Origin of the sequence: Paenibacillus turicensis (assembly GCF_050461185.1) — a bacterium.
GTDB lineage: Bacteria > Bacillota > Bacilli > Paenibacillales > Paenibacillaceae > Fontibacillus > Fontibacillus turicensis_A.
In genome coordinates this window covers 191,896-214,683 of sequence record NZ_JBCMOR010000006.1, presented here as the reverse complement: position 1 = coordinate 214,683, position 22,788 = coordinate 191,896, and the positions used below count along the sequence as shown (strand labels likewise).

General features: G+C 39.8%; 21 protein-coding genes and 1 tRNA gene. 17 read left to right on the top strand and 5 right to left on the bottom strand.

Annotation, left to right across the window (positions count from 1 at the left end; genetic code table 11):
* Nucleotides 1-35 precede the first annotated feature (35 nt).
* Entirely contained in the window at nucleotides 36-179 is a 144-nt protein-coding gene (locus ABE099_RS12230) for a hypothetical protein (RefSeq protein ID WP_430031013.1), read from the bottom strand.
* Between the two features lie 216 nt (nucleotides 180-395).
* On the opposite strand from ABE099_RS12230, the gene ABE099_RS12225 reads away from it, so the two are divergent.
* From ABE099_RS12225 to ABE099_RS12170, 12 genes are all read left to right on the top strand, one after another.
* Complete coding sequence (locus ABE099_RS12225) at nucleotides 396-1,346, top strand: ROK family glucokinase (protein WP_430031011.1); 951 nt, start codon at nucleotides 396-398, stop codon at nucleotides 1,344-1,346.
* A gap of 69 nt (nucleotides 1,347-1,415) precedes the next feature.
* The gene (rapZ, locus tag ABE099_RS12220; RefSeq protein WP_430031009.1) at nucleotides 1,416-2,309 is read left to right on the top strand and encodes an RNase adapter RapZ; all 894 of its coding nucleotides are present in this window, start codon (nucleotides 1,416-1,418) and stop codon (nucleotides 2,307-2,309) included.
* A gap of 15 nt (nucleotides 2,310-2,324) precedes the next feature.
* Nucleotides 2,325-3,311 (top strand): gluconeogenesis factor YvcK family protein, encoded by a 987-nt coding sequence (locus tag ABE099_RS12215; RefSeq protein WP_430031007.1) that lies wholly within the window; start codon nucleotides 2,325-2,327, stop codon nucleotides 3,309-3,311.
* Between the two features lie 5 nt (nucleotides 3,312-3,316).
* Nucleotides 3,317-4,246 (top strand): DNA-binding protein WhiA, encoded by a 930-nt coding sequence (gene whiA / locus ABE099_RS12210; RefSeq protein WP_430031005.1) that lies wholly within the window; start codon nucleotides 3,317-3,319, stop codon nucleotides 4,244-4,246.
* A gap of 218 nt (nucleotides 4,247-4,464) precedes the next feature.
* Nucleotides 4,465-4,734: an HPr family phosphocarrier protein gene (locus tag ABE099_RS12205; RefSeq protein WP_091235902.1), complete on the top strand. Its 270-nt coding sequence runs from the start codon at nucleotides 4,465-4,467 to the stop codon at nucleotides 4,732-4,734.
* Between the two features lie 222 nt (nucleotides 4,735-4,956).
* On the top strand, nucleotides 4,957-5,715 hold the full coding sequence (locus ABE099_RS12200; RefSeq protein WP_430031002.1) for an SIMPL domain-containing protein: 759 nt from the start codon (nucleotides 4,957-4,959) through the stop codon (nucleotides 5,713-5,715).
* A gap of 260 nt (nucleotides 5,716-5,975) precedes the next feature.
* Nucleotides 5,976-6,947, top strand: coding sequence for an ABC transporter ATP-binding protein (locus ABE099_RS12195; protein ID WP_430031000.1), 972 nt, complete (start codon nucleotides 5,976-5,978; stop codon nucleotides 6,945-6,947).
* Nucleotides 6,944-7,792 (top strand): ABC transporter permease, encoded by an 849-nt coding sequence (locus tag ABE099_RS12190; protein WP_430030997.1) that lies wholly within the window; start codon nucleotides 6,944-6,946, stop codon nucleotides 7,790-7,792. Before ABE099_RS12195 ends, ABE099_RS12190 begins: the two co-directional genes overlap by 4 nt.
* A 1-nt stretch (nucleotide 7,793) precedes the next feature.
* Nucleotides 7,794-8,600: an ABC transporter permease gene (locus ABE099_RS12185; protein ID WP_430030995.1), complete on the top strand. Its 807-nt coding sequence runs from the start codon at nucleotides 7,794-7,796 to the stop codon at nucleotides 8,598-8,600.
* Between the two features lie 72 nt (nucleotides 8,601-8,672).
* Nucleotides 8,673-9,713 (top strand): ABC transporter substrate-binding protein, encoded by a 1,041-nt coding sequence (locus ABE099_RS12180; RefSeq protein ID WP_430031101.1) that lies wholly within the window; start codon nucleotides 8,673-8,675, stop codon nucleotides 9,711-9,713.
* Nucleotides 9,714-10,025: 312 nt separating this feature from the next.
* Nucleotides 10,026-11,126: a PdaC/SigV domain-containing protein gene (locus ABE099_RS12175; RefSeq protein ID WP_430030992.1), complete on the top strand. Its 1,101-nt coding sequence runs from the start codon at nucleotides 10,026-10,028 to the stop codon at nucleotides 11,124-11,126.
* A gap of 245 nt (nucleotides 11,127-11,371) precedes the next feature.
* On the top strand, nucleotides 11,372-12,586 hold the full coding sequence (locus tag ABE099_RS12170; protein ID WP_430030990.1) for a GDSL-type esterase/lipase family protein: 1,215 nt from the start codon (nucleotides 11,372-11,374) through the stop codon (nucleotides 12,584-12,586).
* Between the two features lie 8 nt (nucleotides 12,587-12,594).
* On the opposite strand, the gene ABE099_RS12165 is transcribed toward ABE099_RS12170, so the two are convergent.
* The 4 genes from ABE099_RS12165 to ABE099_RS12150 all read right to left on the bottom strand — a co-directional run bounded on the left by ABE099_RS12165 (nucleotide 12,595) and on the right by ABE099_RS12150 (nucleotide 16,170).
* Complete coding sequence (locus ABE099_RS12165; RefSeq protein WP_430030988.1) at nucleotides 12,595-12,969, bottom strand: hypothetical protein; 375 nt, start codon at nucleotides 12,967-12,969, stop codon at nucleotides 12,595-12,597.
* Nucleotides 12,970-13,277: 308 nt separating this feature from the next.
* Nucleotides 13,278-15,074 carry an adenine deaminase gene (gene ade, locus ABE099_RS12160; protein WP_430030986.1) on the bottom strand — a complete coding sequence of 599 codons (1,797 nt, stop codon included), beginning with the start codon at nucleotides 15,072-15,074 and terminating at the stop codon, nucleotides 13,278-13,280.
* A gap of 157 nt (nucleotides 15,075-15,231) precedes the next feature.
* A complete protein-coding gene (clpP, locus tag ABE099_RS12155; protein ID WP_210090130.1) occupies nucleotides 15,232-15,828 on the bottom strand; it encodes an ATP-dependent Clp endopeptidase proteolytic subunit ClpP in 597 nt (198 codons plus the stop codon).
* A gap of 270 nt (nucleotides 15,829-16,098) precedes the next feature.
* Nucleotides 16,099-16,170: transfer RNA gene (locus ABE099_RS12150), tRNA-Arg, on the bottom strand.
* Nucleotides 16,171-16,851: 681 nt separating this feature from the next.
* Here ABE099_RS12150 and ABE099_RS12145 point away from each other — a divergent pair.
* The 5 genes from ABE099_RS12145 to gpmI all read left to right on the top strand — a co-directional run bounded on the left by ABE099_RS12145 (nucleotide 16,852) and on the right by gpmI (nucleotide 22,773).
* Nucleotides 16,852-17,889, top strand: a complete 1,038-nt coding sequence (locus tag ABE099_RS12145) for a sugar-binding transcriptional regulator (RefSeq protein ID WP_430030984.1) — start codon at nucleotides 16,852-16,854, stop codon at nucleotides 17,887-17,889.
* Nucleotides 17,890-17,978: 89 nt separating this feature from the next.
* Nucleotides 17,979-18,989, top strand: coding sequence for a type I glyceraldehyde-3-phosphate dehydrogenase (gap, locus tag ABE099_RS12140; protein ID WP_430030982.1), 1,011 nt, complete (start codon nucleotides 17,979-17,981; stop codon nucleotides 18,987-18,989).
* A gap of 245 nt (nucleotides 18,990-19,234) precedes the next feature.
* Nucleotides 19,235-20,416, top strand: a complete 1,182-nt coding sequence (locus ABE099_RS12135; RefSeq protein WP_430030979.1) for a phosphoglycerate kinase — start codon at nucleotides 19,235-19,237, stop codon at nucleotides 20,414-20,416.
* 61 nt (nucleotides 20,417-20,477) lie between these two features.
* Nucleotides 20,478-21,230 (top strand): triose-phosphate isomerase, encoded by a 753-nt coding sequence (gene tpiA / locus ABE099_RS12130; RefSeq protein ID WP_430030977.1) that lies wholly within the window; start codon nucleotides 20,478-20,480, stop codon nucleotides 21,228-21,230.
* Between the two features lies 1 nt (nucleotide 21,231).
* A complete protein-coding gene (gene gpmI, locus ABE099_RS12125; RefSeq protein WP_430030975.1) occupies nucleotides 21,232-22,773 on the top strand; it encodes a 2,3-bisphosphoglycerate-independent phosphoglycerate mutase in 1,542 nt (513 codons plus the stop codon).
* Nucleotides 22,774-22,788: the final 15 nt, after the last annotated feature.

The following is a 22,788-nucleotide window of genomic DNA, read 5'->3' as shown; positions in this document are numbered from 1 at the left end:
AGCCAGCATTTAGATAAAATTTAGGTGCTTGAAAGTCAAATGTATCTAAATGACACATATGGCAACCAAATTGTAGACTGTGTAAGTGGTTTGCTTGTTAAATTGTATTGTTCAAGCTGTGAGTCTAGAAATTCGTTATCTTTATCTGTCCCATTCTTAAATATAATTGATGTTTTCATCGTGTAAGATCCCTTTCTTTAATTTCTAAAATTAAAAAGAATAGTCTTTGTATGCTAGGAAACTTTATATAAAATATTACCATTCATCGTCTACTTCTTGTTAATAAGTTCCTTGCTCCAAGCGTGATTCACTTCTCTTGACCTATCGGTCAAGGTTCGCTTATAGTTGGTACGTAGGAGCAAACAATTTTAATAGAGAAAAAGGTGGCTTGTGACATGTCTGAAAATATCTACATTGGCGTTGATCTGGGTGGTACTGCGATAAAGGTCGGTATCTGTAGTGAAGAGGGTAAGCTTCTTCAGACTTATGAAGGCCCAACTGAAGCCGATAAGGGTGCCGAGACATTGATTGACAATATCGAACGGTATGTACGCCATATTGTTGAACAATCTCAGTTTGATTGGGAACAAGTTAAAGGCATAGGTGCAGGGGTTGCCGGCTTTACCAATGTACGTGAAGGCATCATTATTCTTGCGCCAAATGTAGGATTGCGAGATTTTCATATTCGCAAAATTTTAGAGGATCGTCTAGGCAAGCCTGTAATGATAGATAATGATGCAAATGTTGCTGCACTTGGCGAAGCATGGGGCGGCGCAGGCGCAGGTATCGATAATTGCGTATGTTATACACTTGGAACAGGTGTTGGTGGCGGGATTATTATAAATGGTAAAATATATCAAGGATTTTCGGGATTAGCAGGAGAGCTTGGACATATTTCAGTTGTTCCCGATCTAGAAGCAATTCAATGTGGCTGTGGTAAAATGGGTTGCCTAGAAACGGTGTCCTCTGCGACAGGAATCATTCGTATGGGTAAGGATGCGGTGGCTCGTGGGGAGCGCACTTCATTATCTTTGGTGGAGAAAATTACAGCGAAGGATGTATTTGATGCTGCCAAAGCAGGTGATGAGGTTTCCATTCGTATCGTTAATCGCGCCGCCTATTATATAGGTAAGTCTTTAGCAGCAGTTGCATTAGTGCTTAACCCAGAACTGGTCATTATCGGTGGCGGAGTATCTAAAGCTGGTGATATTTTATTTGATGAAATCAGATCTGTGTTTGCAGAATTAACGCCTGAGCCAACACAAGCTGGACTAAGAATTGTCCCAGCTGTTTTAGGTAATGATGCAGGTATTGTAGGAGCAGCCGGTTTATTTTTACGCTCATAATTGACGAGGTCTATAAGGATAATATGAACACTCAGCGCATATGCTTTGTGTATGCAAGGAGGGAAAAACATGCTGGATGCAGAGGAAATATCAGTCGCTAATCTCATTATTATTACGGGAATGTCAGGAGCAGGGAAAACACTTGCAGTGCGAAGTCTTGAAGATTTGGGTTTCTTTTGTGTAGACAATTTGCCTCCTGTATTAATTCCTAAATTTGCAGAGCTGATTGAGCAGTCAAAGGGGAAAATCGCTAAGGTCGCTTTAGTTATTGACTTGCGCGGAAGAGAATTTTTCACGGCATTATCCGAATCATTAGGCTACGTTAAAGAGCATTTTACAATTCATTGTGAAATTTTGTTTTTGGATGCATTAGATAATATTCTTGTTCAACGTTATAAGGAAAGTCGTCGACGTCATCCATTAGCACCTGAAGGCATGCCTCTGGATGGCATTAAGCTAGAGCGTAAAATGTTAGATGAGCTGAAGTCTTCTGCTAATCTAGTGATCGATACAAGCCATATGAAGCCTGCACAGCTTAAGGAGAAAATCATCTCTAGATTTTCCCATTTGGAGAGTAATCAGCTCTCTGTGAATGTCACTTCATTTGGATTCAAATACGGAATTCCGATTGATGCTGATCTTGTTTTTGATGTGAGATTTTTACCAAATCCACATTACATTGAGCATTTACGGCCTAAAACCGGACAGGATGCAGATGTATATGATTATGTGATGAAATGGCCAGAGACACAGGCGTTTTTAACTAAGTTATTAGATATGCTTCATTTTCTGCTGCCTCAATATCATAAAGAAGGAAAAAGTCAGGTCATCATCGGAATCGGGTGTACAGGTGGCAAGCATCGTTCTGTAGCGATTAGCGAATATTTAGGTCGTATGCTTGGTACTAGTGAAACGGAGAAGGTACGAGTCAGTCATCGAGACTCTGATAAGGACCGACATTAAGGGTGTGAATGATTGATGGGTCGGCAAAGGGAAGCAAGAAAACCACGTATTGTGGTCATGGGTGGAGGAACAGGTCTATCTGTGATGCTGCGTGGTTTAAAAGAGAAATCATTAGATATAACAGCCATTGTTACCGTAGCTGATGATGGAGGGAGTTCAGGCATTTTACGTAGTGAGCTACAGATGCCGCCGCCGGGAGATATTCGAAACGTGCTCACAGCACTAGCGGATGTGGAACCGTTGCTATCAGATATGCTTAGCTATAGATTTACATCAGGCTCAGGGCTTGCAGGACATAGCTTAGGGAATTTAATTCTTGCGGCTATTACGGACATTTCAGGTGATTTTGTAACGGCTGTGCGTGAGCTTAGTCGTGTATTTGCAGTACGTGGACGTGTGTTGCCTGCCGCGGATCAAGCGGTTGTGCTTCATGCAGAGATGGAGGATGGCTCGATTGTTTCAGGCGAGTCTGCGATTCCTCAAGCTCAAGGCAAGATCAAACGAATTATGCTAGAGCCTGCAGAGGTGGAAGCTTTACCGGAAGCGGTTGAAGCGATCGCTGAAGCAGATGCAATTTTAATTGGCCCTGGGAGCCTCTATACTAGCATTATTCCTAATTTACTTGTGCCAAAACTCGCTCAGGCGATTTTAAATAATGATACGGCAATTAAAATGTTTGTTTGTAATGTCATGACACAGCCTGGTGAAACGGATGGATATACTGTAAGTGATCATTTGGAAGCTGTATATCAGCATGTTGGACATCATTTGTTTGATTATGTTATCGTCAATGATGGTGAAATACCTTCTCAAATTCAAGATTTTTATGCTGAGAAGGGTGCAAAACCAGTCGAAGTAGATTGGGATGTTGTTACTGGACGTGGTTATAAGGTCATTGCAGATACACTTGTACTATTTAGAACTTATTTACGGCATGATGCAGATAAATTAAGTCATCACATTTATCAGTTAGTAGAAAACTGGATTTCTAGAAAGAGGTGATTTCCTTGTCGTTTGCGGCACAAACCAAAAAAGAGCTAACGATGTTTGAAGCTGAACCTTGCTGTGAACAAGCCGAGTTATCAGCACTTATTCGGATGAATGGCGCTGTTCAGGTTTCGAATAAGAAGGTGGTTTTGGATATTTCTACGGAAAATGCCGCGATTGCAAGGCGCATCTATTCGTTAATTAAAAAGCATTTTCAGATTCATACCGAATTGCTTGTTCGTAAAAAAATGCGCTTGAAGAAAAATAATGTATACATCGTAAGAATTCCAGGCAAAGTACAAGAGATATTACAGAGCTTAAAAATTGTTTCAGAGGGTTTTGTTTTTAATTCAGGGATTAATCCTGACCTCACTCGGAAAAACTGTTGTAAGCGGGCTTATTTACGTGGAGCATTTATGGCGGGTGGGTCTGTGAATAATCCAGAAGGTTCCTCTTATCATTTAGAAATTGCCTCAATGTATGAGGAGCATTGCAAGGCACTCGTCGATTTAGCTAATGAATTTGAATTAAATGCTCGCTTTATTGAGCGTAAAAAAGGATTCATTTTTTATATCAAAGAGGGTGAAAAAATTATCGAGCTGCTTAGTATCATTGGCGCACATCAAGCTTTATTTAAGTTTGAGGATGTGCGAATCATGCGAGATATGCGGAATTCAGTTAATCGTATCGTAAATTGTGAAACTGCAAACCTCAATAAAACGATCGGTGCTGCTGTTAGACAAATCGATAATATTAAATTTCTCCAGAAAAAAATCGGTTTAGAAAATTTGCCGGAAAAACTAAAAGAGGTTGCTGAGGTACGCTTAGCACATCCAGATATGAACTTAAAGGAAGTTGGCGAATTACTTAAAGGAACCGTTAGCAAATCAGGTGTAAACCATAGATTACGTAAGATTGATGAGCTTGCAGAAAAAATTCGTGGGTCTTAGGTAGTTTCTTACTTACTGGATATGCTATAATGATATTAATTATAATGTATTAGAGAAGCAGCTTGCATAAATGTATTAGCGCCTTCTAAATTAGCAATACAAATTTACGAAAACGGTTCAATTCGTAAATATTGTATCTAAGAGTGATCTAATTAGTTATGCAAATTGTTTAGGTTAAGAGATACGTTGTTTGAATTCGTAATAGGGGGTAAGGTTTCATGGTTAAAAACCCAGTGACCGTTCGACTAAAAACGGGACTTCATGCTCGTCCAGCAGCACTTTTCGTTCAAGAAGCGAACAAATATTCATCAGAAATTTTCGTTGAAAAAGATGATAAAAAAGTAAATGCTAAAAGTATCATGGGGATTATGAGCCTTGCCATCAGCACCGGAACAGAAATTTATATCAGTGCCGAGGGTGCAGATGCTGAACAGGCAGCAAACGCTCTAATCAGTTTAGTAAGCAAAGAAGAATTAGAAAACCAATAATGAACCAAAATAAAAGGGTAGTTTCGCATTTGCGAAGCTACTCTTTTTTGATAAATTTTAATGTTAATTTATAACAACTTTAATTTTGAAGTATTTTTTTCAACTACAATTATTTTGAATTGCAACATTTAAATACGCTACACCGTCAGAGGTTACAACAAAGGAAAAAAATATTGTAGTTAATTTTAAAATAATTTTATTTGAAAATGGAGGCGGAAAGTGATGAAAACATGGTTAAAGCCAGTAGGTGCAACACTTGTGGCAGGTGTATTATTGTTTGGAACAGCTTCAACAGGGGTATTTGCAAATCGAGCATTGGCAGCGGATGCAGTACAGCAAAACAAAAGTATTATAAGTGTGGTGGGTAATGGTGAAATTTCCGTTAAGCCTGATATCGCTTATTTATCAATCGGAGTGAAGACAGAGGCAGCTACAGCAAAAGCAGCACAAGCTGGAACAGCAGCAAAAATTACTAAGCTAACGGCTGTACTTAAGGATCAATGGAAAATTAGCGGCAAGGATTTAAAAACAGGAGATTTTTATGTACAACCGAATTACACATATTCTGAAAAAGATGGACAAAAAATTAAAGGATATAGCTCATCCCATATGTTGCAAATTACTTATCGTGATTTAGATAAAGTTGGACAATTACTGGATGCTGTTTCTGAAGCAGGCGCAAACCAGATCAATAATGTTAATTTCGGAATTGAGAACCCAGAACAATTTGAAGCAGAAGTAATCGAAAAAGCGATGAAAAATGCAAATAATAGAGCAAAAGCTATTGCTAAATCTTCCGGCCGTCAGTTAGGTACTGAGCTTTCTATTAGTCAATCGGGTAGTGATTCCTCCCTATATGTACAAAATTATCAAATGTTAGAAAAAGCACAGGCAATGGGAAGTACTGCAGATCGCACAACGGTAGAAATTGGTGAGATTAACGTTAAGATGAGTTTGAATGTTGTTTATGAGTTGAAATAGTCAGTCTATAGCTTTTAGTTCACAAGGGCTTTGTGTAATCTACACAAGGCTCTTTGTCTTTAAAATTAGCGTTTGGTTATTAAGTTTCCATGTAGCCATCTCTTTTGCTTCGTAGAAAACTATTGTAACCTAGGTCAAAACAAGGTATAGTGAATATGCAAAATTATGAGGAACCAATTTATACAAAATCAACAAGCCATCCCTACGGATATGGCTTGTTTTATAGTTAAAACAAAAATTGCAAAGGAGCTGGTGTCCCAATGATTGCGCTATCTGAAGTGACTAAGAACTTTGGTGGTCAAGCTGTTGTACATCCATTATCACTAACGATCGAAGAAGGGGAGTTTTTAACTCTACTTGGCCCAAGCGGCTGTGGTAAAACGACAATTTTACGTATGCTTGCTGGCTTTGAGCAGCCTACAAGTGGTCAAATTATGTTAGATGGATTAGATTTAACGGAGCTTCCACCTAATCGAAGAGATTTAAATCTTGTTTTTCAGCACTATGCCTTATTTCCACATATGACCGTGGAGGATAATATCGCCTTTGGTCTTAAAATGAAAAAGCTTTCGAAACAAGAGCAAACAAAACGTATTCAAGAAGCTACTGAAATGACACAGTTAAGTGCACTTACAAAACGTTTCCCTCATCAGCTATCCGGTGGACAACAACAACGGGTGGCTATTGCGCGTGCCATTGCAAATAAACCAAAGGTGTTATTGTTAGATGAACCACTTGGGGCGCTTGACCTTCAGTTAAGAAAAAGCCTACAGGCTGAGCTTAAGCAATTACAGCGCAGTCTAGGAATTACGTTTGTATATGTTACACATGATCAAGAGGAAGCGATGATGTTATCTGATCGGATCGTCATAATGAATCATGGGAAAGTAGAACAGATTGGCTCACCACGCGAAATTTATGAGACACCTGCAACGTTATTTGCGGCTACTTTTGTAGGGGAAAATAATATATTTGCCAAAGACGGTGTCATGATTGCATTAAGACCAGAGAAGCTTAGTGCACAACCTCATAATTTGGAGCAATATAAATATACGGGTGTTATTACAGATGTGCTTTATCTTGGAAGTGTTCATAAACTAGTGGTACAGCTTGATCAGGAGCCTATGAAGGTATCGATTGTATTGGATCTTAATCAAGATAACTCGTGGCATATTGGACAACGTATAGGGGTTAGCTGGAAAGCGGAAGACGAGGTGATTGTCGGATCATGAGAAAATCCAATTGGGGTATTATGCCGATCATCTTTTGGCTAGGGTTGTTTCTAGTTGTCCCGATGCTGATTGTTGTTGTGATTTCTTTTATGAGCCGAGATACACTTGGTAACGTTGTTATGGGCTTTAATTTGGAAGGCTACAAACGTTTTTTTGAGCCCCTGTATTTAGGGATTTATTGGGATACGATTGTATTGTCTGTAACTACAACTGTATTATGTCTTTTACTAAGCTACCCACTAGCTTATTATATTGCAAATGCAAGTACAAAGATAAGAACGTGGGGTCTCATTTTAATTACAGTCCCATTCTGGATTAACTTCCTTATTCGTACATATGCTTGGGTGTTATTGCTGCGTACACAGGGGGTTGTAAATAATTTGCTCATCGACCTTGGATGGATTGGGGAACCGTTACAAATGCTATATACCAAAGGTGCGGTTTTGCTTGGTATGGTGTATACCTTTATTCCATTTATGGTTTTGCCGATTTATGTCGCAATAGAACAAATGGACAAAAAGCTATTGGAGGCGGCAAGTGATCTTGGAGCAACAAGCTGGCGTGCATTTTGGCATGTGACATTACCTCAGACAAAGTCAGGCATTATGACGGGCGCTGTTCTTGTATATGTATCGACAACAGGGATGTTTGTCGTCACAGATATTTTGGGCGGAGCGAAATCTGCAATGATAAGCAACATTATTCAAAGTCAATTCCTTGGGGCGCGAAATTGGCCATTTGGTGCAGCATTATCAGTTATATTTGTCATCACGTCTTTAATTTTAATCGCATTATTTAATCGTGCAATGACAGCCAAACATTTAACTGCGAAGGAGGGCCGATGACATGAAAACTAAAAATCATCGCCTGCTCGCAGTGCATTCCCTACTAATGATGTCATTTATTTATATTCCAATTATAATTATTATTTTGTATTCCTTTAACTCATCGCGTTTGGCGGCGGATTGGAGTGGATTTACCTTTGACTGGTATTTCTCTTTGTTTAAAAACCGACATGTCCTAGAGGCATTAAGCAATAGCTTAACGATTGCAATTGTATCAACGGTTTTCTCTACTATACTCGGTACATTAGCAGCATTAGCAATGCGAAAGCTATCTAGACGTTGGACAAAGGGGATGGGGGCATTGTTGTATATGCCCATCATTGTACCCGATATTATCATGGGTTTATCATTATTAGTTTTGTTTAATCAAATCCATATCCCATTAGGCCAAAGTACGATTATTATCGCGCATATTACGTTTAGCTTATCTTATGTGTATGTGGTCGTGGCGTCTAGATTGGCAGGGATGGGTAAGCAATTAGAAGAGGCAGCGAGTGATTTAGGCGCTGGTTCGTGGCAAACGTTTAGATATGTCATTTTTCCACAAATTTCGCCTGCGATTATTTCAGGGGCTTTAATTGCTTTTACATTGTCATTAGATGACTTTATGATCAGCTTTTTTGTGAGTGGACCTACGTCAACTACGTTACCCATTTATATTTATGGGCAGGTTAAGCGTGGTATTTCCCCGGAAATCAATGCTTTATGTACCATTTTAATTGTTGTAAGTATTACTTTAATCCTTTTGGCGCAATTTATTTTAAATCGTGGCAAGGGACAAAAAAAGCAATCTGTGTTACCATTTTAAAATTACATGTAAGCCGACTGGTTTATAAATAAACAGCTTTATGAAAGAGAGGGAGATAAGGAATTGAAAAAAATGAAATGGGCTAGTATATGTCTAGCTGTAATGTTACTTGGTTCTATTCTTGCAGGATGTGGGGCTTCATCTTCAAAGGAAACGCTAAACGTGTATAGCTGGGCGGATAACTTTGATGGTGAAGTATTAGCGGCGTTTGAAAAGGAATACAATGTGAAAGTAAACTATGCTGTTTTTGCCAATAATGAAGATTTGCTTGCTAAAATAAAAGCAGGTGGAGGAGGATATGACCTCATTCAGCCTTCCGATTATATGGTGAAAACGATGATCCAGCAGGATTTGCTGGAGCCGCTTAATAAAGATAATATCCCGAATTGGACCAATATTGCTGATATTTATAAAAATCCACCCTTTGATCCTGAAAACAAGTATTCATTAGTATATATGTCAGGTGTCACAGGGATTGCATATAACAAAAAGTATGTAAAAGAAGAAATTACGAGTTGGTCGGACTTATGGAACCCGGCTTATGCTGGGAAGGTCATCTTATTAGATGATAACCGTGAGGTGATTGGGATGGCGCTTAAAAAGGCGGGCCTTTCTAATAGCTCACAAAATGAAACTGAAATTACTGCGGCAGTCAACGATTTGAAGGCGTTATTACCTAATGTACTTGCCTTTGATACTGACAATATTAAACAAAAAATGATGTCAGAGGAAGGCTGGATCGCAACAGTATGGTCTGGGGATGCCTCTTTTATTGCAAAGCAAAATCCTGATGTGGCATATGTTGTACCTAAAGAAGGCGGTACAATTTTTGCCGATAACTATGCGATTCCAAAGGGTGCTAAAAATAAGGAATTAGCCGAGAAGTTCATTAACTTTATGCTTGATCCTGAAAATAGTGCTAAAAACTATGAGTCCATTGGCTATAGTGATCCAAATACGAAGGCGAAGCCATTCCATAGTGAAGCCTACAACAATGACAAGATGATTAATTTGTCTCCAGATGAGTTGTCTCGCACAGAGTGGCTAGGCGATGTAGGTGAAAAGTTAGATTTATATGATCGTTATTGGACAGAACTGAAGAGTGGACGATAACAGTAATAACAATAAGAAGAACACCTTTGAAGAAGTTAGACTGCTATTTGGAGTTAATCCATGGTAGGAAGACATGATTTGTTCAGGGTGTTTTTCTTTTGTTTTCCTTTGATATATAAAAGAAAATTAGGAAAGAGGCTCAATCTAGAGATTAGTACTTGACTGCTAAAGCCAAAATAGCGAAGCCACCCTCTGCACCGTAGCTAACACTCACTTGCATGTACTAATTATTAAATAGAGCCAGGAACAAACATAATTACTTCTTGTTGCGGAAATACTAGGGGCATCCAAAAAAAGGAGTGAATAGCATCAATGAGAAAGTGGCATAAAACAGTAGTTTCTGCGATGTTGATTGTAATATTAACTTGTAGTTCATTAATTAGCTTCGTTAATGCACAGCCTGAAGAAAAGGAACCGTTAAGAACAGATAATAAAACGGTGACTTTAGTTACGGTAACGGTCAAAGGCAAGCCATTACAGCAGCAAGGTATAATGGGGGAAGAGGGTGTATTGCTTCCATTACAGTTGATCGAGAAAGGGCTCCATATTTCTGTGAATTATGATACAGAGAAAAAAAGCTATATTTTACAACGTGATCAAGTTGCAGTGGTTTTAACACCCACAGATGGAGAAGCCAATGCAGTTGTGAATGGGAGTACGCAAATTACGCCCTACGAATGGAAGCAGGTTGGGGAGCAACCTTATGTTTCTGCGAAGGTGATCACTGATCATTTAGGATATACTTCTCAATATAATGAAGCAAATCAAACCCTTGCGTTAACAAAACATAAGCTAAATCCAATTACAATTTCAACTGTAACGATTGAGAAAGACATACCTGAAGCGACAATTAAAGTAGAATATCCACAGATTAGTGGGTTAGACAATAAGAAAGCAGAAAAATCAATTAATAAGCAGTTAAAATCAAGGGCAGATGAATTTGTTAAAAATTCAATTAAAGAAGCTAAAAATAGTCAGCCTTCACCAAATGGAAGCAAATATGAGTATTTAGGCAACTATACAGTTACATTTAACCGTGAAGGTGTGCTCAGTATTCTTGAACAGACCTATGCTTATACAGGTGGAGCTCATGGGAATAGCATTAGAGAGGGCTTAACCTTTTGCTTAAGTAATGGGAAGCTGCTAACACTTGATCAGATTTTGTCCGCTAACCCAAACTATCGTAAAATTGTAGATCCACAAATTTTGCAGCAGCTTAAAAAGACCGAAGGATACTTTAATAACTTCACGACGGTTGGCCCTAATCCTGATTTTTATTTAAAGGATGAAGGGGTCGTTATTTTCTTCCAACTATATGAGTATTTACCTTATGTATTTGGCTTCCCAGAGTTTTATTTTCCATTTAGTGAATTGCTACCAGCAGGAGCAAACCCGTTTGAAGCTTGTAAATAGCTAAAAATTAAAATGCTGCTTCAATAGTAAATAGCTACACTTAACAATTTTATGGTGGGGCATCTCCGTAACCAGAAATGGGTGATTGGAGATGCTCTTTTTTTGTTGAAAGAATTACTTAGGAATTTATCTGAAGTTGTGGTGAAGTTGTAGTGCATACGATAACTGTAAAAGGATTTTTATATCGTGAAAAAGAATAGAAAAGGTAACTTATATCAATTTTTATAGGGGAAGAGGGTTATACTGTGGGACAGCAAGCAAAGGATATGGGAATATGGAATGTTCGCAGCAGGTTGGCACGTACAGAGAAAAAAATTAAAGAAGGCAAGCTAGTTATCGGTTTTATTGGAGGTTCCATTACTGACGGAAGACCTAGACATAATTGGCCTGAGGCTGTTACCGCTTGGTTTGTAGATCGTTTTAAAGGGATTAAAATTGTAGTTGAAAATGCTGCGATTGGTGCAACTGGGAGTGATTTAGCTGTATTCCGGGCAAAACGTGATTTGCTTGATCGAGGTTGTGATTTAATTTTTGTGGATTACGCTGTAAATGATGAAGGCGTACCTACGCAGAGGCGGATGGCAACAAGAGAAGGCTTAATTCGTAAATTACTTGCTAGTGAAGATGATGAAATTCCGAATAGCAATGTAATAACGGATGGGAAGGCGATGGATCGGTCAATCAACCAGATGGAGTTATGTGAGCTATGTCCTGATGTAATTTTGGTATATACATTTAGCCAAAGTATGTGTGAGCCAATGCTGGCAGAGCAGCTCCCGCCTTCAATCGCAGAATTTGAACAATTAGCCCAGAATTATAATTTGAATAGTATTTGGATGGGCAAATATGCTTTTGGGGAGGTGCAACGTGGCTTGATGCGCTGGGAGGAATGGCTACCAGATGGTCTCCATCCAACCTCTCGTGGGAGCTATAGTTATGCGCAAAGTGTAATTGCTTTTTTAGAGACACAGCTAGTTGATTTTTTCGGTGACTCCAGCGCATCTGTAAAAGAACTTCCCATTTTAAGTTACAACTTGCCTGAGCCACTTGAGTTTTCGCATTGGCAGTCTGCAAAAGTAATGTCACTTGACTCAATTTGCACTGAGGGGCCTTGGGTTATGAAACGTTGGCTTGATTATGAGTGGTTTGATCATGTACTAGAAACAAATACGATTGGCGCTAAGCTGTCCTTTACTTTTAAGGGGCGTGGTGTGGCGTTAGCATTTGATTTTGGCAAAGCATCTGCAGATTTTAAATATCGGATTGATAACGGAGAATGGGTTATCGTACAGCTTGATCAACCTGATTGGGTGGGAAGTGGAGGCTGGTTACGTTTAAATACATTAGCAGAGACGCTAGCCGTTGGTGAGCACTATGTTGAGCTAGAGGTTGTCCATAGTAATGATCCTGCATGCCAAGGGTTTAACTTTAGATTAGGGTTGGTGGGGATTATTCAATAAATCGTGCCTTAATGATTTGATCTTATAGATATTGAACCCTTATTGATTGTATAGAGCTTATTAACGCTGACAGTTCCTCTAGTGGGGGAGTCTGGATCACCATCATAAACACAAATTTGCTTTTGAACTTGATACGTATCGTCTATTCTAATGATAGAGTAGTTAACAGGTGGCCAAACTTCATAGTTCACATACTTTAAAGTAACTTCCACTATGATTTCATCAGGGTTACTAACATCTACTTTACCTATAGAAAAATGCTCTAATGCAGCTCCCTCAGCATTCCCCTTTGCCTGAATTGCAGTAAAGTAATCGTGAATGATGAGTTTTGACATTTCTAGTGCATTTTGTTCAACGGCTTGGATTGGCTTGCTTGTAGCCACCTCTAGCTTTGTGGTGTGACGAGTTTATCAGCATTGGCACTTACGATGCCAGCACACAATAGGAATAGAGCTAAAGTTAATAAAAAGGGGAGCTTTTTTTGGAACATAGTTAAAGATCTCCTATCCGCTAATTTTAATTTTGTGATTTGGCAAATATGTAATTCTTAGAGACTAAAAAGTTAGTTGCCTATATAACGTTTCAAACTGATATTTGTTTCCAAATTGATGTATTAACAACAAACAAACCAGATGCCTACATTATCCTTAAGTAAAGCCTTTGTTGATAATGAGGGATCTGGTTTTTATTTTTAATCCAATATTTCTACATCAATCAGCTTAAATTCATTCACATCTGCTAAGCCGCGATTTGTAATTCGTACCTCAGGGATGACAGGCAATGCGATTAATGACAATGTCATAAATGGGGCATGAAGAGGTGAACCTAGTTGCTTCCATGCTTCTTCAAGCTGCTTAACCTGTGCTACGACGTTGCCAAGGGGCTGATCGGAGATTAAGCCTGCAATGACCATTGGAACAGCCGCTAGGATTTCACCATTACAAACAGCAATCATACCGCCACCCAGCTTCGCCAACTCATTGGCTGCAAATGCCATATCCCCTGCATTTGTACCCATCACAAGCAAATTGTGACTATCGTGGGCTACTGTTGAGGCTACTGCACCTTGTTTAAGCCCAAAACCACGTGCAAATGCTAATGAGATTTCACCTGTGCCACGATGTCTCTCAATACAAGCAAGCTGAATAATATCCTGCTCAAGATCAGGTTGTATCATCCCTTCCTTCACTTGAAGCGTAGCTGTCGTTTTGGCTGTGCGTGCACTATTCTCAATGACATCAATGACATGGACGGTTGTTTCGCTTTTGTCCACTTTGCTAGCTAAAGAGAAATCCTCCGCTACGAGTGGTCTAGCTAAATGAAGGGATTGTTTTGCCTTGTCAGGATATTGATAGCTAGGGAAGTTCGCAAGTAGCTTACCATCATTATAAATAACCTTGCCATGTGCAATGACAGTGGACGGCTCCATTTTTTCTAGATCATCAATGAGTAGAATATCTCCAAATTTTCCTGGTGCAATTCCACCTAGATCGCCATCAAGCTTAAAATAACGAGCAGTATTAATCGTCGCCATTTGAATCGCCTGAACAGGGGAGACGCCTTCTTCGATTGCACGACGTACAACATGATTCATATGTCCTTGCTCCATCAAGGTTTGAGGGTAAGCATCGTCAGTGACTAACAAAATTTGATCGGTGCTGGCATGATCCTCTGTGACCACTTTAATAACCTCTTTTACATCTTGCCATGCAGAGCCTTCACGGATCATTAAGTACATACCTAGACGTAGCTTTTCCAGCCCTTGCTGCTTCGTTACTGACTCGTGGCAAGAGCTTGCACCAGAAGTGACATACGCTTGTAGCATACGCTCATCTTCCGCAGGGAAATGGCCTGTAACGGTTTTACCTGCCTTTAACGTAGCGGCAATCTCGCCATGCATTTTGTCATCCCCATAAGCAACGCCAGGGAAATTCATCACTTCACCTAAGCCTTCTACACCATCCCAAGTCATACCTTGCTCAATATCTGCAACCTTTAGCGATGCACCAGCATCCTCAAGATCATCTGTAGCAGGTACACAAGATGGGAACGTCGTATACACGCGTAGCGGTAAATTTCGACCTTCTTCATGCATCCAGCGAACACCTTCTGCGCCAAATACGTTTGCGATTTCGTGCGGGTCCATAAAAATAGCAGTCGTGCCCTTAGTTAAGGCAACTTTTGCAAATTCGGTAACAGTTAACATTGTACTTTCTACATGCATGTGTCCATCTAATAAGCCAGGGGAAATGTACTTTCCCTGTGCATCAATTACCCTAGTATTGTCGCCAATGGTATGATCCGCTTGTCCTACAAATGCCACCCTGCCTTGTGCAATTGCAACATCAATATTCTCTAATATTTCGCCTGTATATACGTTAACTAGCTTTCCGTTTTTAATAACAAGGTCTGCGCATTGGTTGCCTAACGCAACTTGACCTAATTTCTGACTGACCTTATATAACGGCTCATAGCTTGATTGTGGCATGAATAGCTGGCTCCTTTTTTGGGTAATTATTAAAAATAAATATTAAATGGAATTATACAAAAAGCTACTTCATATGGAAAGCATTAATTAAAAAGCTGCCCTTGTCGTGGAATCATCCTCGTACAAAGACAGCCTTATTTGTTAAAGTATTTGCGTTTTATGCCTTTTCAGGGGCGATCTTTTCAATAACTTGGTCTACAAGACCATATTCCTTAGCAGCATGTGCACTCATAAAGTAGTCACGGTCTGTATCCTTTTCGATACGCTCTAAAGGTTGACCTGTACGTTCTGCTAAAATCTTGTTCAATTTATCGCGCATTTGCAAAATACGGCGTGCACGAATTTCAATATCTGTCGCTTGCCCTTCTGCACCACCGAGTGGTTGGTGAATCATCACTTCACTGTTCGGCAAAGCAAAACGTTTGCCTGGTGCACCTGCATTTAATAAAAATGCACCCATTGAAGCCGCAAGACCTACACAGATTGTTGATACATCTGCTTTAATATATTGCATCGTATCATAAATTGCCATCCCTGCTGTGATAGAACCGCCAGGACTATTAATGTAAAGGCTAATGTCCTTCGTTGGGTCCTGAGCATCCAAGAATAACATTTGTGCAATGATCGAATTAGCTACAACATCATTAACCTGGGAGCCGAGGAAAATAATCCGGTCTTTCAGTAGTCTGGAATAAATGTCATAGGCACGCTCACCGCGGTTACTTTGTTCAACAACCATTGGAATATAACTCACTGATAAAACCTCCTTGAATGTGGATATAGCACATCACTGACTACCAAACTCTTATGAGTGGTAATAGCAGGCTACTCCCTTGTATATAATTGTAGTTTCATGGGTTAGGTCAATCTTATTTTTGACCAATTTGATTGATTACAACCCCATAATAAACAATTTCAAAAAGAAAGTCAAAGAAAGTCAAACTTTAACTAATAAAAAATTCCCAAAGGGGAATCTGTAGTACAAGCTGTGTTATCATGAAGGAAAGTAAAAACTTGGGTAGAACGCGCCCGCGAGGAATTGAACCTCGATCTCAGGCTCCGGAGGCCTACGTCATATCCATTGGACCACGGGCGCAAATTTGATAGTGCAAGAGCTATTATATGAGATTTTAGGTTAAAAAGCAAGCAGAAACCAAACCGTGTTTAAGATATAACCATACTAATTTTAATGTGAATGAATACATTAATGTGAAACTTACCATCTGAGAAATAAATATATTTATGGTTCAATCTTGCAATTAGTGCTTGACCGCTAACCCAAGCTAGCGAAGAGACAGAGAGATTCTGAAGATTGTCTCTTAAAATCAAATTCCATCCATAAATATACTTTAATAAAAGGAATATGATTTTAACAACAATCGTAAGAACGCTCTGGATCGTAGCTACCACCCCCAATCGCGGGCAAGTACTAATTTAATAGAGCTATAGATATTTTAAATTTATTTTATTTAACAATTGGATAATTACTTCGTTACTAATCTGATCGCTTATCCTATATGTAGACCCTTTTAGCGTGGTTATGCGCCATATCTTGTTCAGAGCAAAAAATACTTTTACATATACATAAAAAACAAATAGTTAACCTTTTACATTTATCCTGTATAACTAAGGTTAATATTGCAAATTATACGGTCGTTGGGCTTGCAACTAACACAAAAATTGGTTAGAATATATGTGGGACTTAAAACGTTAACCCGGGACATTTTAGGGCCAAGGAGAAGACGAGAGAAGTCGAAGCTTGCAGGAGTGAAAAAGCATGCGTAAAATTTTAGAATTGCAGCAGCAGCTTCTTCCTGATCTCATGGAAATTCTCAAAAAGAGGTACACCATACTTCACCAGATCATGTTATCTGACGTAATTGGCCGTAGAACCTTAGCAACTTCACTGGATATGACGGAACGTGTATTGCGTGCCGAGACGGATCTTTTGAAGACGCAGGGCCTAATTGAAATTGAGAATATAGGAATGAGAATCAGTGATTCAGGCAGAGCTCTGTTGGAAAATTTGGAGCCTCTGGTGAAGGAGATTTTCGGCCTAGCCAATTTAGAGGATAAGATCAAGCAGCTTTACGGATTGCGTAAGGTGGTCATTGTACCAGGAGATTGTGAGAGTTCTCCATTAATTAAGCATAACCTTGGAAGAGCTGGCGCAAAGACATTGCTAAAAGTAATACACGATGGCGATGTTGTTGCGGTGACCGGTGGCTCCACGTTGGCTAAGGTGGCTGAACAATTAAATCCGCCTAGTAATACATCGCTGAAGCAAAGCTGGTTTGTACCAGCAAGAGGTGGGCTGAATGAGAGCTTGGAAATTCAAGCGAATACGATTGCTTCTGCAATGGCTAAGAAGCTAGGTGCAGGTTATAGCTTACTACATGTACCTGATTTATTAGGCAAGGAAGCGTATGAATCACTTGTTCACGATCCGAATGTGCATAGTATAGTTGATCAAATCCGCAAGGCGGACATTATCGTACATGGTATTGGTGATGCAATGGAGATGGCGGCAAGACGAAAGTTGGAACCGTCTTTTGTACAGGATCTTCACAAACACGGGGCAGTTGCTGAATCATTTGGATTTTATTTCAATGAGGAGGGCAAAGTGATTCATAAAATGCTCACATTAGGTCTGCGCCTAGAGGATATTATGGACACTGGAACTGTAATCGGAGTTGTTGGTGGAAAAAGCAAGGCAAAAGCGATACATGCAGTGCTGAAATTTGGGCATGAGGATATTCTTGTGACAGATGAAGCTGCTGCACTAGAAATCGTAGCTATGCATGAACATAATTAGTATTGATTTATTACTTCTTGTTTACTCATGGCAGGCTTCATTACCTGCTTTGATTAATAAAAAAAACATACTTTTGGGAGGATCTATTCATGACTGTAAAAGTAGGTATTAATGGATTTGGCCGTATTGGACGTTTAGCTTTCCGTCGTATTCAAAACGTGGAAGGTATCGAAGTGGTAGCGATCAATGACCTAACAGACGCTAAAATGTTGGCTCATTTGTTGAAATATGACACAACACAAGGTAAATTCGACGGCGACGTTGAAGTACACGATGGTTTCTTTAAAGTAAACGGTAAAGACGTTAAAGTTCTTGCTAACCGTAACCCTGAAGAATTGCCTTGGGGCGACCTTGGTGTTGATATCGTACTTGAATGTACTGGTTTCTTCACAACTAAAGAAGGCGCTGAAAAGCACCTTAAAGGTGGAGCTAAAAAAGTTGTTATCTCCGCACCTGCTACTGGCGACATGAAAACTGTTGTTTACAACGTTAACCATGAAATTTTGGATGGTTCTGAAACAGTTATCTCCGGTGCTTCTTGCACAACGAACTGTCTAGCTCCTATGGCTAAAGTTCTTGAAGAGAAATTCGGAGTTGTTGAAGGTTTGATGACAACAATCCATGCTTACACTGGCGACCAAAACACTTTGGATGCTCCACATGCTAAAGGTGACTTCCGTCGTGCGCGTGCAGCTGCTGAAAACATCATCCCTAACACAACTGGTGCTGCTAAAGCAATCGGTCTAGTTATCCCTTCATTGCAAGGTAAATTAGACGGAGCTGCTCAACGTGTTCCTGTAGCAACTGGTTCATTGACTGAGCTTGTAACTGTTCTTGACAAAAAAGTAACTGTTGCTGAAATCAACGAAGCGATGAAAGCTGCTTCTGATCCAGAAACTTATGGTTACACTGAAGATGAAATCGTATCTTCTGACATTAAAGGAATCACTTATGGTTCCCTATTTGATGCAACTCAAACTAAAGTATTAACTGTTGGCGACAAACAATTGGTTAAAACTGTTGCTTGGTATGACAATGAAATGTCTTACACTGCTCAATTGGTTCGTACTTTGGAATTCTTCGCTAAAAAAGCTAACTAATATTAAAATAGTTACCTTATAAATATGATTTGAAAATATCAAAGAGGAGTGACCTTTCGAAGCACTCCTCTTTGGTTCATGAATAAAAATCGACATTCACACACACATAGATTTTTATTTTTATAGAGATAAGAGCAATAAATATAAGAGCATAAGAGCTAATTAGGATTACTATTACTACTATTTGCGCCGTTTTGAGCGACCTGCGAGGAATGGGCTGCATATCTATTAGGAGGAACGTGGAGATGAACAAAAAGAGTGTACGTGATGTAGAAGTAACAGGCAAACGCGTATTTGTCCGCGTTGATTTTAATGTACCGATGCAAGATGGAGTTATTACAGATGATACTCGGATTCGTGAAACACTTCCAACAATCAAGTATTTGATTGAAAACGGTGCAAAAATCATTTTGGCGAGCCATCTTGGTCGTCCAAAAGGTGAAGTTGTTGAATCTATGCGTTTGACTAAAGCGGCTGAACGTTTGTCTGAGTTGCTTGGTAAACCAGTAGCAAAAGCAGACGAAGCGATTGGCGACGCTGCAAAAGCAAAAGTTGCTGAGCTTAACAATGGCGATGTATTAGTGCTTGAAAATGTACGTTTCTACCCTGGTGAAGAAAAAAATGATCCAGAACTTGCGAAGCAATTTGCAGAGCTTGCTGATTTGTTCGTAAATGATGCATTTGGCGCAGCTCACCGTGCTCATGCTTCCACAGAAGGTATCGCTCATCATCTTCCAGCTGTATCCGGCTTGTTGATGGAAAAAGAATTAAACGTGCTTGGTAAAGCATTGTCTAATCCAGATCGTCCTTTCACTGCTATTATCGGTGGATCAAAAGTTAAGGATAAAATCGATGTGATCGATAACTTGCTTAACATCGCTGATAATGTATTGATTGGTGGCGGTCTTGCTTATACGTTCTTCAAGGCTCAAGGTTATGAAATTGGCCAATCCTTGTTAGATGATACGAAGCTTGATGCATCCCTTGGCTTCATTGAAAAGGCGAAAAAGCTTGGTAAAAACTTTGTATTACCAGTAGACGTTGTGATTGCAGATGACTTTAGTGCAAATGCTAATCATAAAGAAGTAGGTATCGATAGCATTCCTGCGGATTGGGAAGGCGTGGATATCGGTCCTAAAACACGTGCAATGTATGCAGATATTATCAAAAACTCCAAATTGGTAGTATGGAACGGACCAATGGGCGTATTTGAAATTGATATTTTCGCAAACGGAACAAAAGAAGTTGCACAAGCTTGTGCAACAACTGAAGGCTACACCATTATTGGTGGTGGTGACTCCGCAGCAGCAGCAGAGAAATTTAATCTTGCTAGCCAAATGGATCATATCTCTACTGGTGGCGGTGCTTCTCTTGAGTTTATGGAAGGTAAAGCACTTCCAGGCGTTGTTGCTTTAAACGATAAATAAAACTGTTCGCAGTTTATGGCCATCTAGGGTCTGACTTAAATAGAGTAAGGAGTGAACCGCATTGAGAACACCGATTATTGCAGGAAACTGGAAGATGTTCAAAACTGTTTCTGAAGCAACTGCTTTTTTCCAAGGTATTAAGGGAAAAGCGGAGGTTAGTGGCGTGGAAAGTGTGATTTGTGCACCATTCACGAACTTGCCTGCTTTAGTAGAAGCAGCTAAAGGAACGTCAATCAAGATTGGCGCTCAGAACCTTCATTTTGAAGACGAAGGTGCGTTTACAGGCGAAATCAGTGGTGGAATGTTAAAGGAGCTTGGCGTTGATTATGTCATTATTGGACACTCTGAGCGTCGTGCTTACTTTGGCGAAACTGATGAAATTGTAAACAAAAAAGTTCATGCCGCATTCAAACATGGCTTAACTCCAATTCCATGTGTGGGTGAAAAGTTGGAAGAGCGTGAAGCAGGCCAAACTAAAGAGGTTGTAAAAGTACAAACAACAGCAGCACTTAACGGTTTATCCGCTGAGCAAGCAGCACAAGTTGTTATTGCTTATGAGCCAATTTGGGCGATTGGTACTGGTAAATCTTCTACTTCTCAAGATGCTAATGAAGTGATTGCTTACATTCGTAGCTTGGTAAAAGACCTTTACAATAATGAAGTAGCTGACAAAATTCGTATTCAATACGGCGGTAGCGTGAAGCCTGAGAATGTGAAGGAATATATGGGACAAAGCGACATCGATGGTGCTTTGGTAGGCGGAGCTAGCTTGCAGCCTGAATCTTATATTCAGTTAGTTGAGGGGGCAAAGTAAGATGGCTCCAAAACCAGTAGCATTAATTATTATGGACGGATTTGGACTTCGTAATACAACTGAAGGTAACGCAGTAGCGCAAGCGAACAAGCCGAACTACGACCGTTACTTAAAAGAATACCCTAACACTACGCTAACTGCTTGCGGTGAAGCTGTAGGCCTTCCAGAAGGACAAATGGGTAACTCTGAAGTAGGTCACTTGAATATCGGTGCAGGACGTATCGTATATCAAGATTTGACTCGGATTTCTAAGTCCATTCGCGATGGTGAATTTTTCGACAACGAAACATTAGTTGCAGCAGTTCGTAGTGCAAAACAAAACGGCAAAAAGCTACATTTGTATGGCTTGTTGTCTGACGGTGGCGTACACAGTCATATCGATCATCTATTTGCGATGCTTGACTTGGCTAAAAAGGAAGATTTACAGGATGTTTACATCCATGCTTTCCTTGACGGACGTGACGTTGCTCCAGACAGTGCGGTGGGCTTCATTAAATCTTTGATTGCTAAAATTGAAGAGGTTGGTGTAGGCAAAATCGCAACGGTTCAAGGACGTTATTATGCAATGGATCGTGACAAACGTTGGGAACGTGTAGAAAAATCATATCGTGCTATGGTTTATGGTGAAGGCCCTAAATATACCGATGCACTTAAAGCAGTTGAGGAATCTTATGAAAAATCAGTATTTGATGAATTCGTAATGCCAACTGTAATCGTAGATGATAAGGATCAACCTGTTGGTCTTGTTGAATCAGGCGATTCTGTTATTTTCCTTAACTTCCGTCCTGACCGTGCGATCCAATTGTCGAATGTTTTCACTAACAAGGATTTCCGTGGTTTTGACCGTGGACCTAAGTTCCCAGAAGGCTTGCATTTCGTGTGCTTAACCTTGTTTGCTGAATCAGTAGATGGTTTTGTTGCCTATTCGCCTAAAAACTTAGACAATACTTTTGGTGAAGTATTGGTACAACACGGTAAGAAGCAGCTTCGTATTGCTGAAACTGAAAAATATCCTCACGTTACGTTCTTCTTTAGTGGTGGACGTGATGTAGAGCTTCCAGGTGAAACTCGTATTTTGATTAACTCACCTAAAGTTGCAACGTATGATCTCCAGCCTGAAATGAGTGCATATGAAGTAGCTGAAGCTTGTGTAAAGGAAATTGATGCAGATAAGCATGATGCGATCATTTTGAACTTTGCTAACCCTGATATGGTAGGACACTCTGGTATGCTAGAGCCTACTAAAAAGGCAGTTGAAGTGACAGATGAATGTGTTGGTAAAGTGGTAGATGCCGTTACTGCAAAAGGTGGCGTTGTCATCATTATTGCAGACCATGGTAATGCGGATATGGTATTTGATGAAAACGGTCGTCCGTTTACAGCTCATACTACTAATCCTGTACCATTTATCGTAACAAGCAAAGATGTTGTTCTTCGTGAGAGCGGTATTCTTGCTGACGTTGCGCCAACGTTACTTGATTTGATGGGCTTGCCTAAGCCTGCTGAAATGACAGGTGAATCCATGATTGCTAGTCGCAAGTAGTATGTTTTGTCTTGT

What these genes read in the sequence shown, in the direction of transcription:
- ABE099_RS12230 (WP_430031013.1), bottom strand. Translation starts at nt 179, where the DNA reads ATGAAAACATCAATTATATTTAAGAATGGGACAGATAAAGATAACGAA.
- ABE099_RS12225 (WP_430031011.1), top strand. Translation starts at nt 396, where the DNA reads ATGTCTGAAAATATCTACATTGGCGTTGATCTGGGTGGTACTGCGATA.
- rapZ (WP_430031009.1), top strand. Translation starts at nt 1,416, where the DNA reads ATGCTGGATGCAGAGGAAATATCAGTCGCTAATCTCATTATTATTACG.
- ABE099_RS12215 (WP_430031007.1), top strand. Translation starts at nt 2,325, where the DNA reads ATGGGTCGGCAAAGGGAAGCAAGAAAACCACGTATTGTGGTCATGGGT.
- ABE099_RS12205 (WP_091235902.1), top strand. Translation starts at nt 4,465, where the DNA reads ATGGTTAAAAACCCAGTGACCGTTCGACTAAAAACGGGACTTCATGCT.
- ABE099_RS12200 (WP_430031002.1), top strand. Translation starts at nt 4,957, where the DNA reads ATGAAAACATGGTTAAAGCCAGTAGGTGCAACACTTGTGGCAGGTGTA.
- ABE099_RS12195 (WP_430031000.1), top strand. Translation starts at nt 5,976, where the DNA reads ATGATTGCGCTATCTGAAGTGACTAAGAACTTTGGTGGTCAAGCTGTT.
- ABE099_RS12190 (WP_430030997.1), top strand. Translation starts at nt 6,944, where the DNA reads ATGAGAAAATCCAATTGGGGTATTATGCCGATCATCTTTTGGCTAGGG.
- ABE099_RS12185 (WP_430030995.1), top strand. Translation starts at nt 7,794, where the DNA reads ATGAAAACTAAAAATCATCGCCTGCTCGCAGTGCATTCCCTACTAATG.
- ABE099_RS12180 (WP_430031101.1), top strand. Translation starts at nt 8,673, where the DNA reads ATGAAATGGGCTAGTATATGTCTAGCTGTAATGTTACTTGGTTCTATT.
- ABE099_RS12175 (WP_430030992.1), top strand. Translation starts at nt 10,026, where the DNA reads ATGAGAAAGTGGCATAAAACAGTAGTTTCTGCGATGTTGATTGTAATA.
- ade (WP_430030986.1), bottom strand. Translation starts at nt 15,074, where the DNA reads ATGCCACAATCAAGCTATGAGCCGTTATATAAGGTCAGTCAGAAATTA.
- ABE099_RS12145 (WP_430030984.1), top strand. Translation starts at nt 16,852, where the DNA reads ATGCGTAAAATTTTAGAATTGCAGCAGCAGCTTCTTCCTGATCTCATG.
- gap (WP_430030982.1), top strand. Translation starts at nt 17,979, where the DNA reads ATGACTGTAAAAGTAGGTATTAATGGATTTGGCCGTATTGGACGTTTA.
- ABE099_RS12135 (WP_430030979.1), top strand. Translation starts at nt 19,235, where the DNA reads ATGAACAAAAAGAGTGTACGTGATGTAGAAGTAACAGGCAAACGCGTA.
- gpmI (WP_430030975.1), top strand. Translation starts at nt 21,232, where the DNA reads ATGGCTCCAAAACCAGTAGCATTAATTATTATGGACGGATTTGGACTT.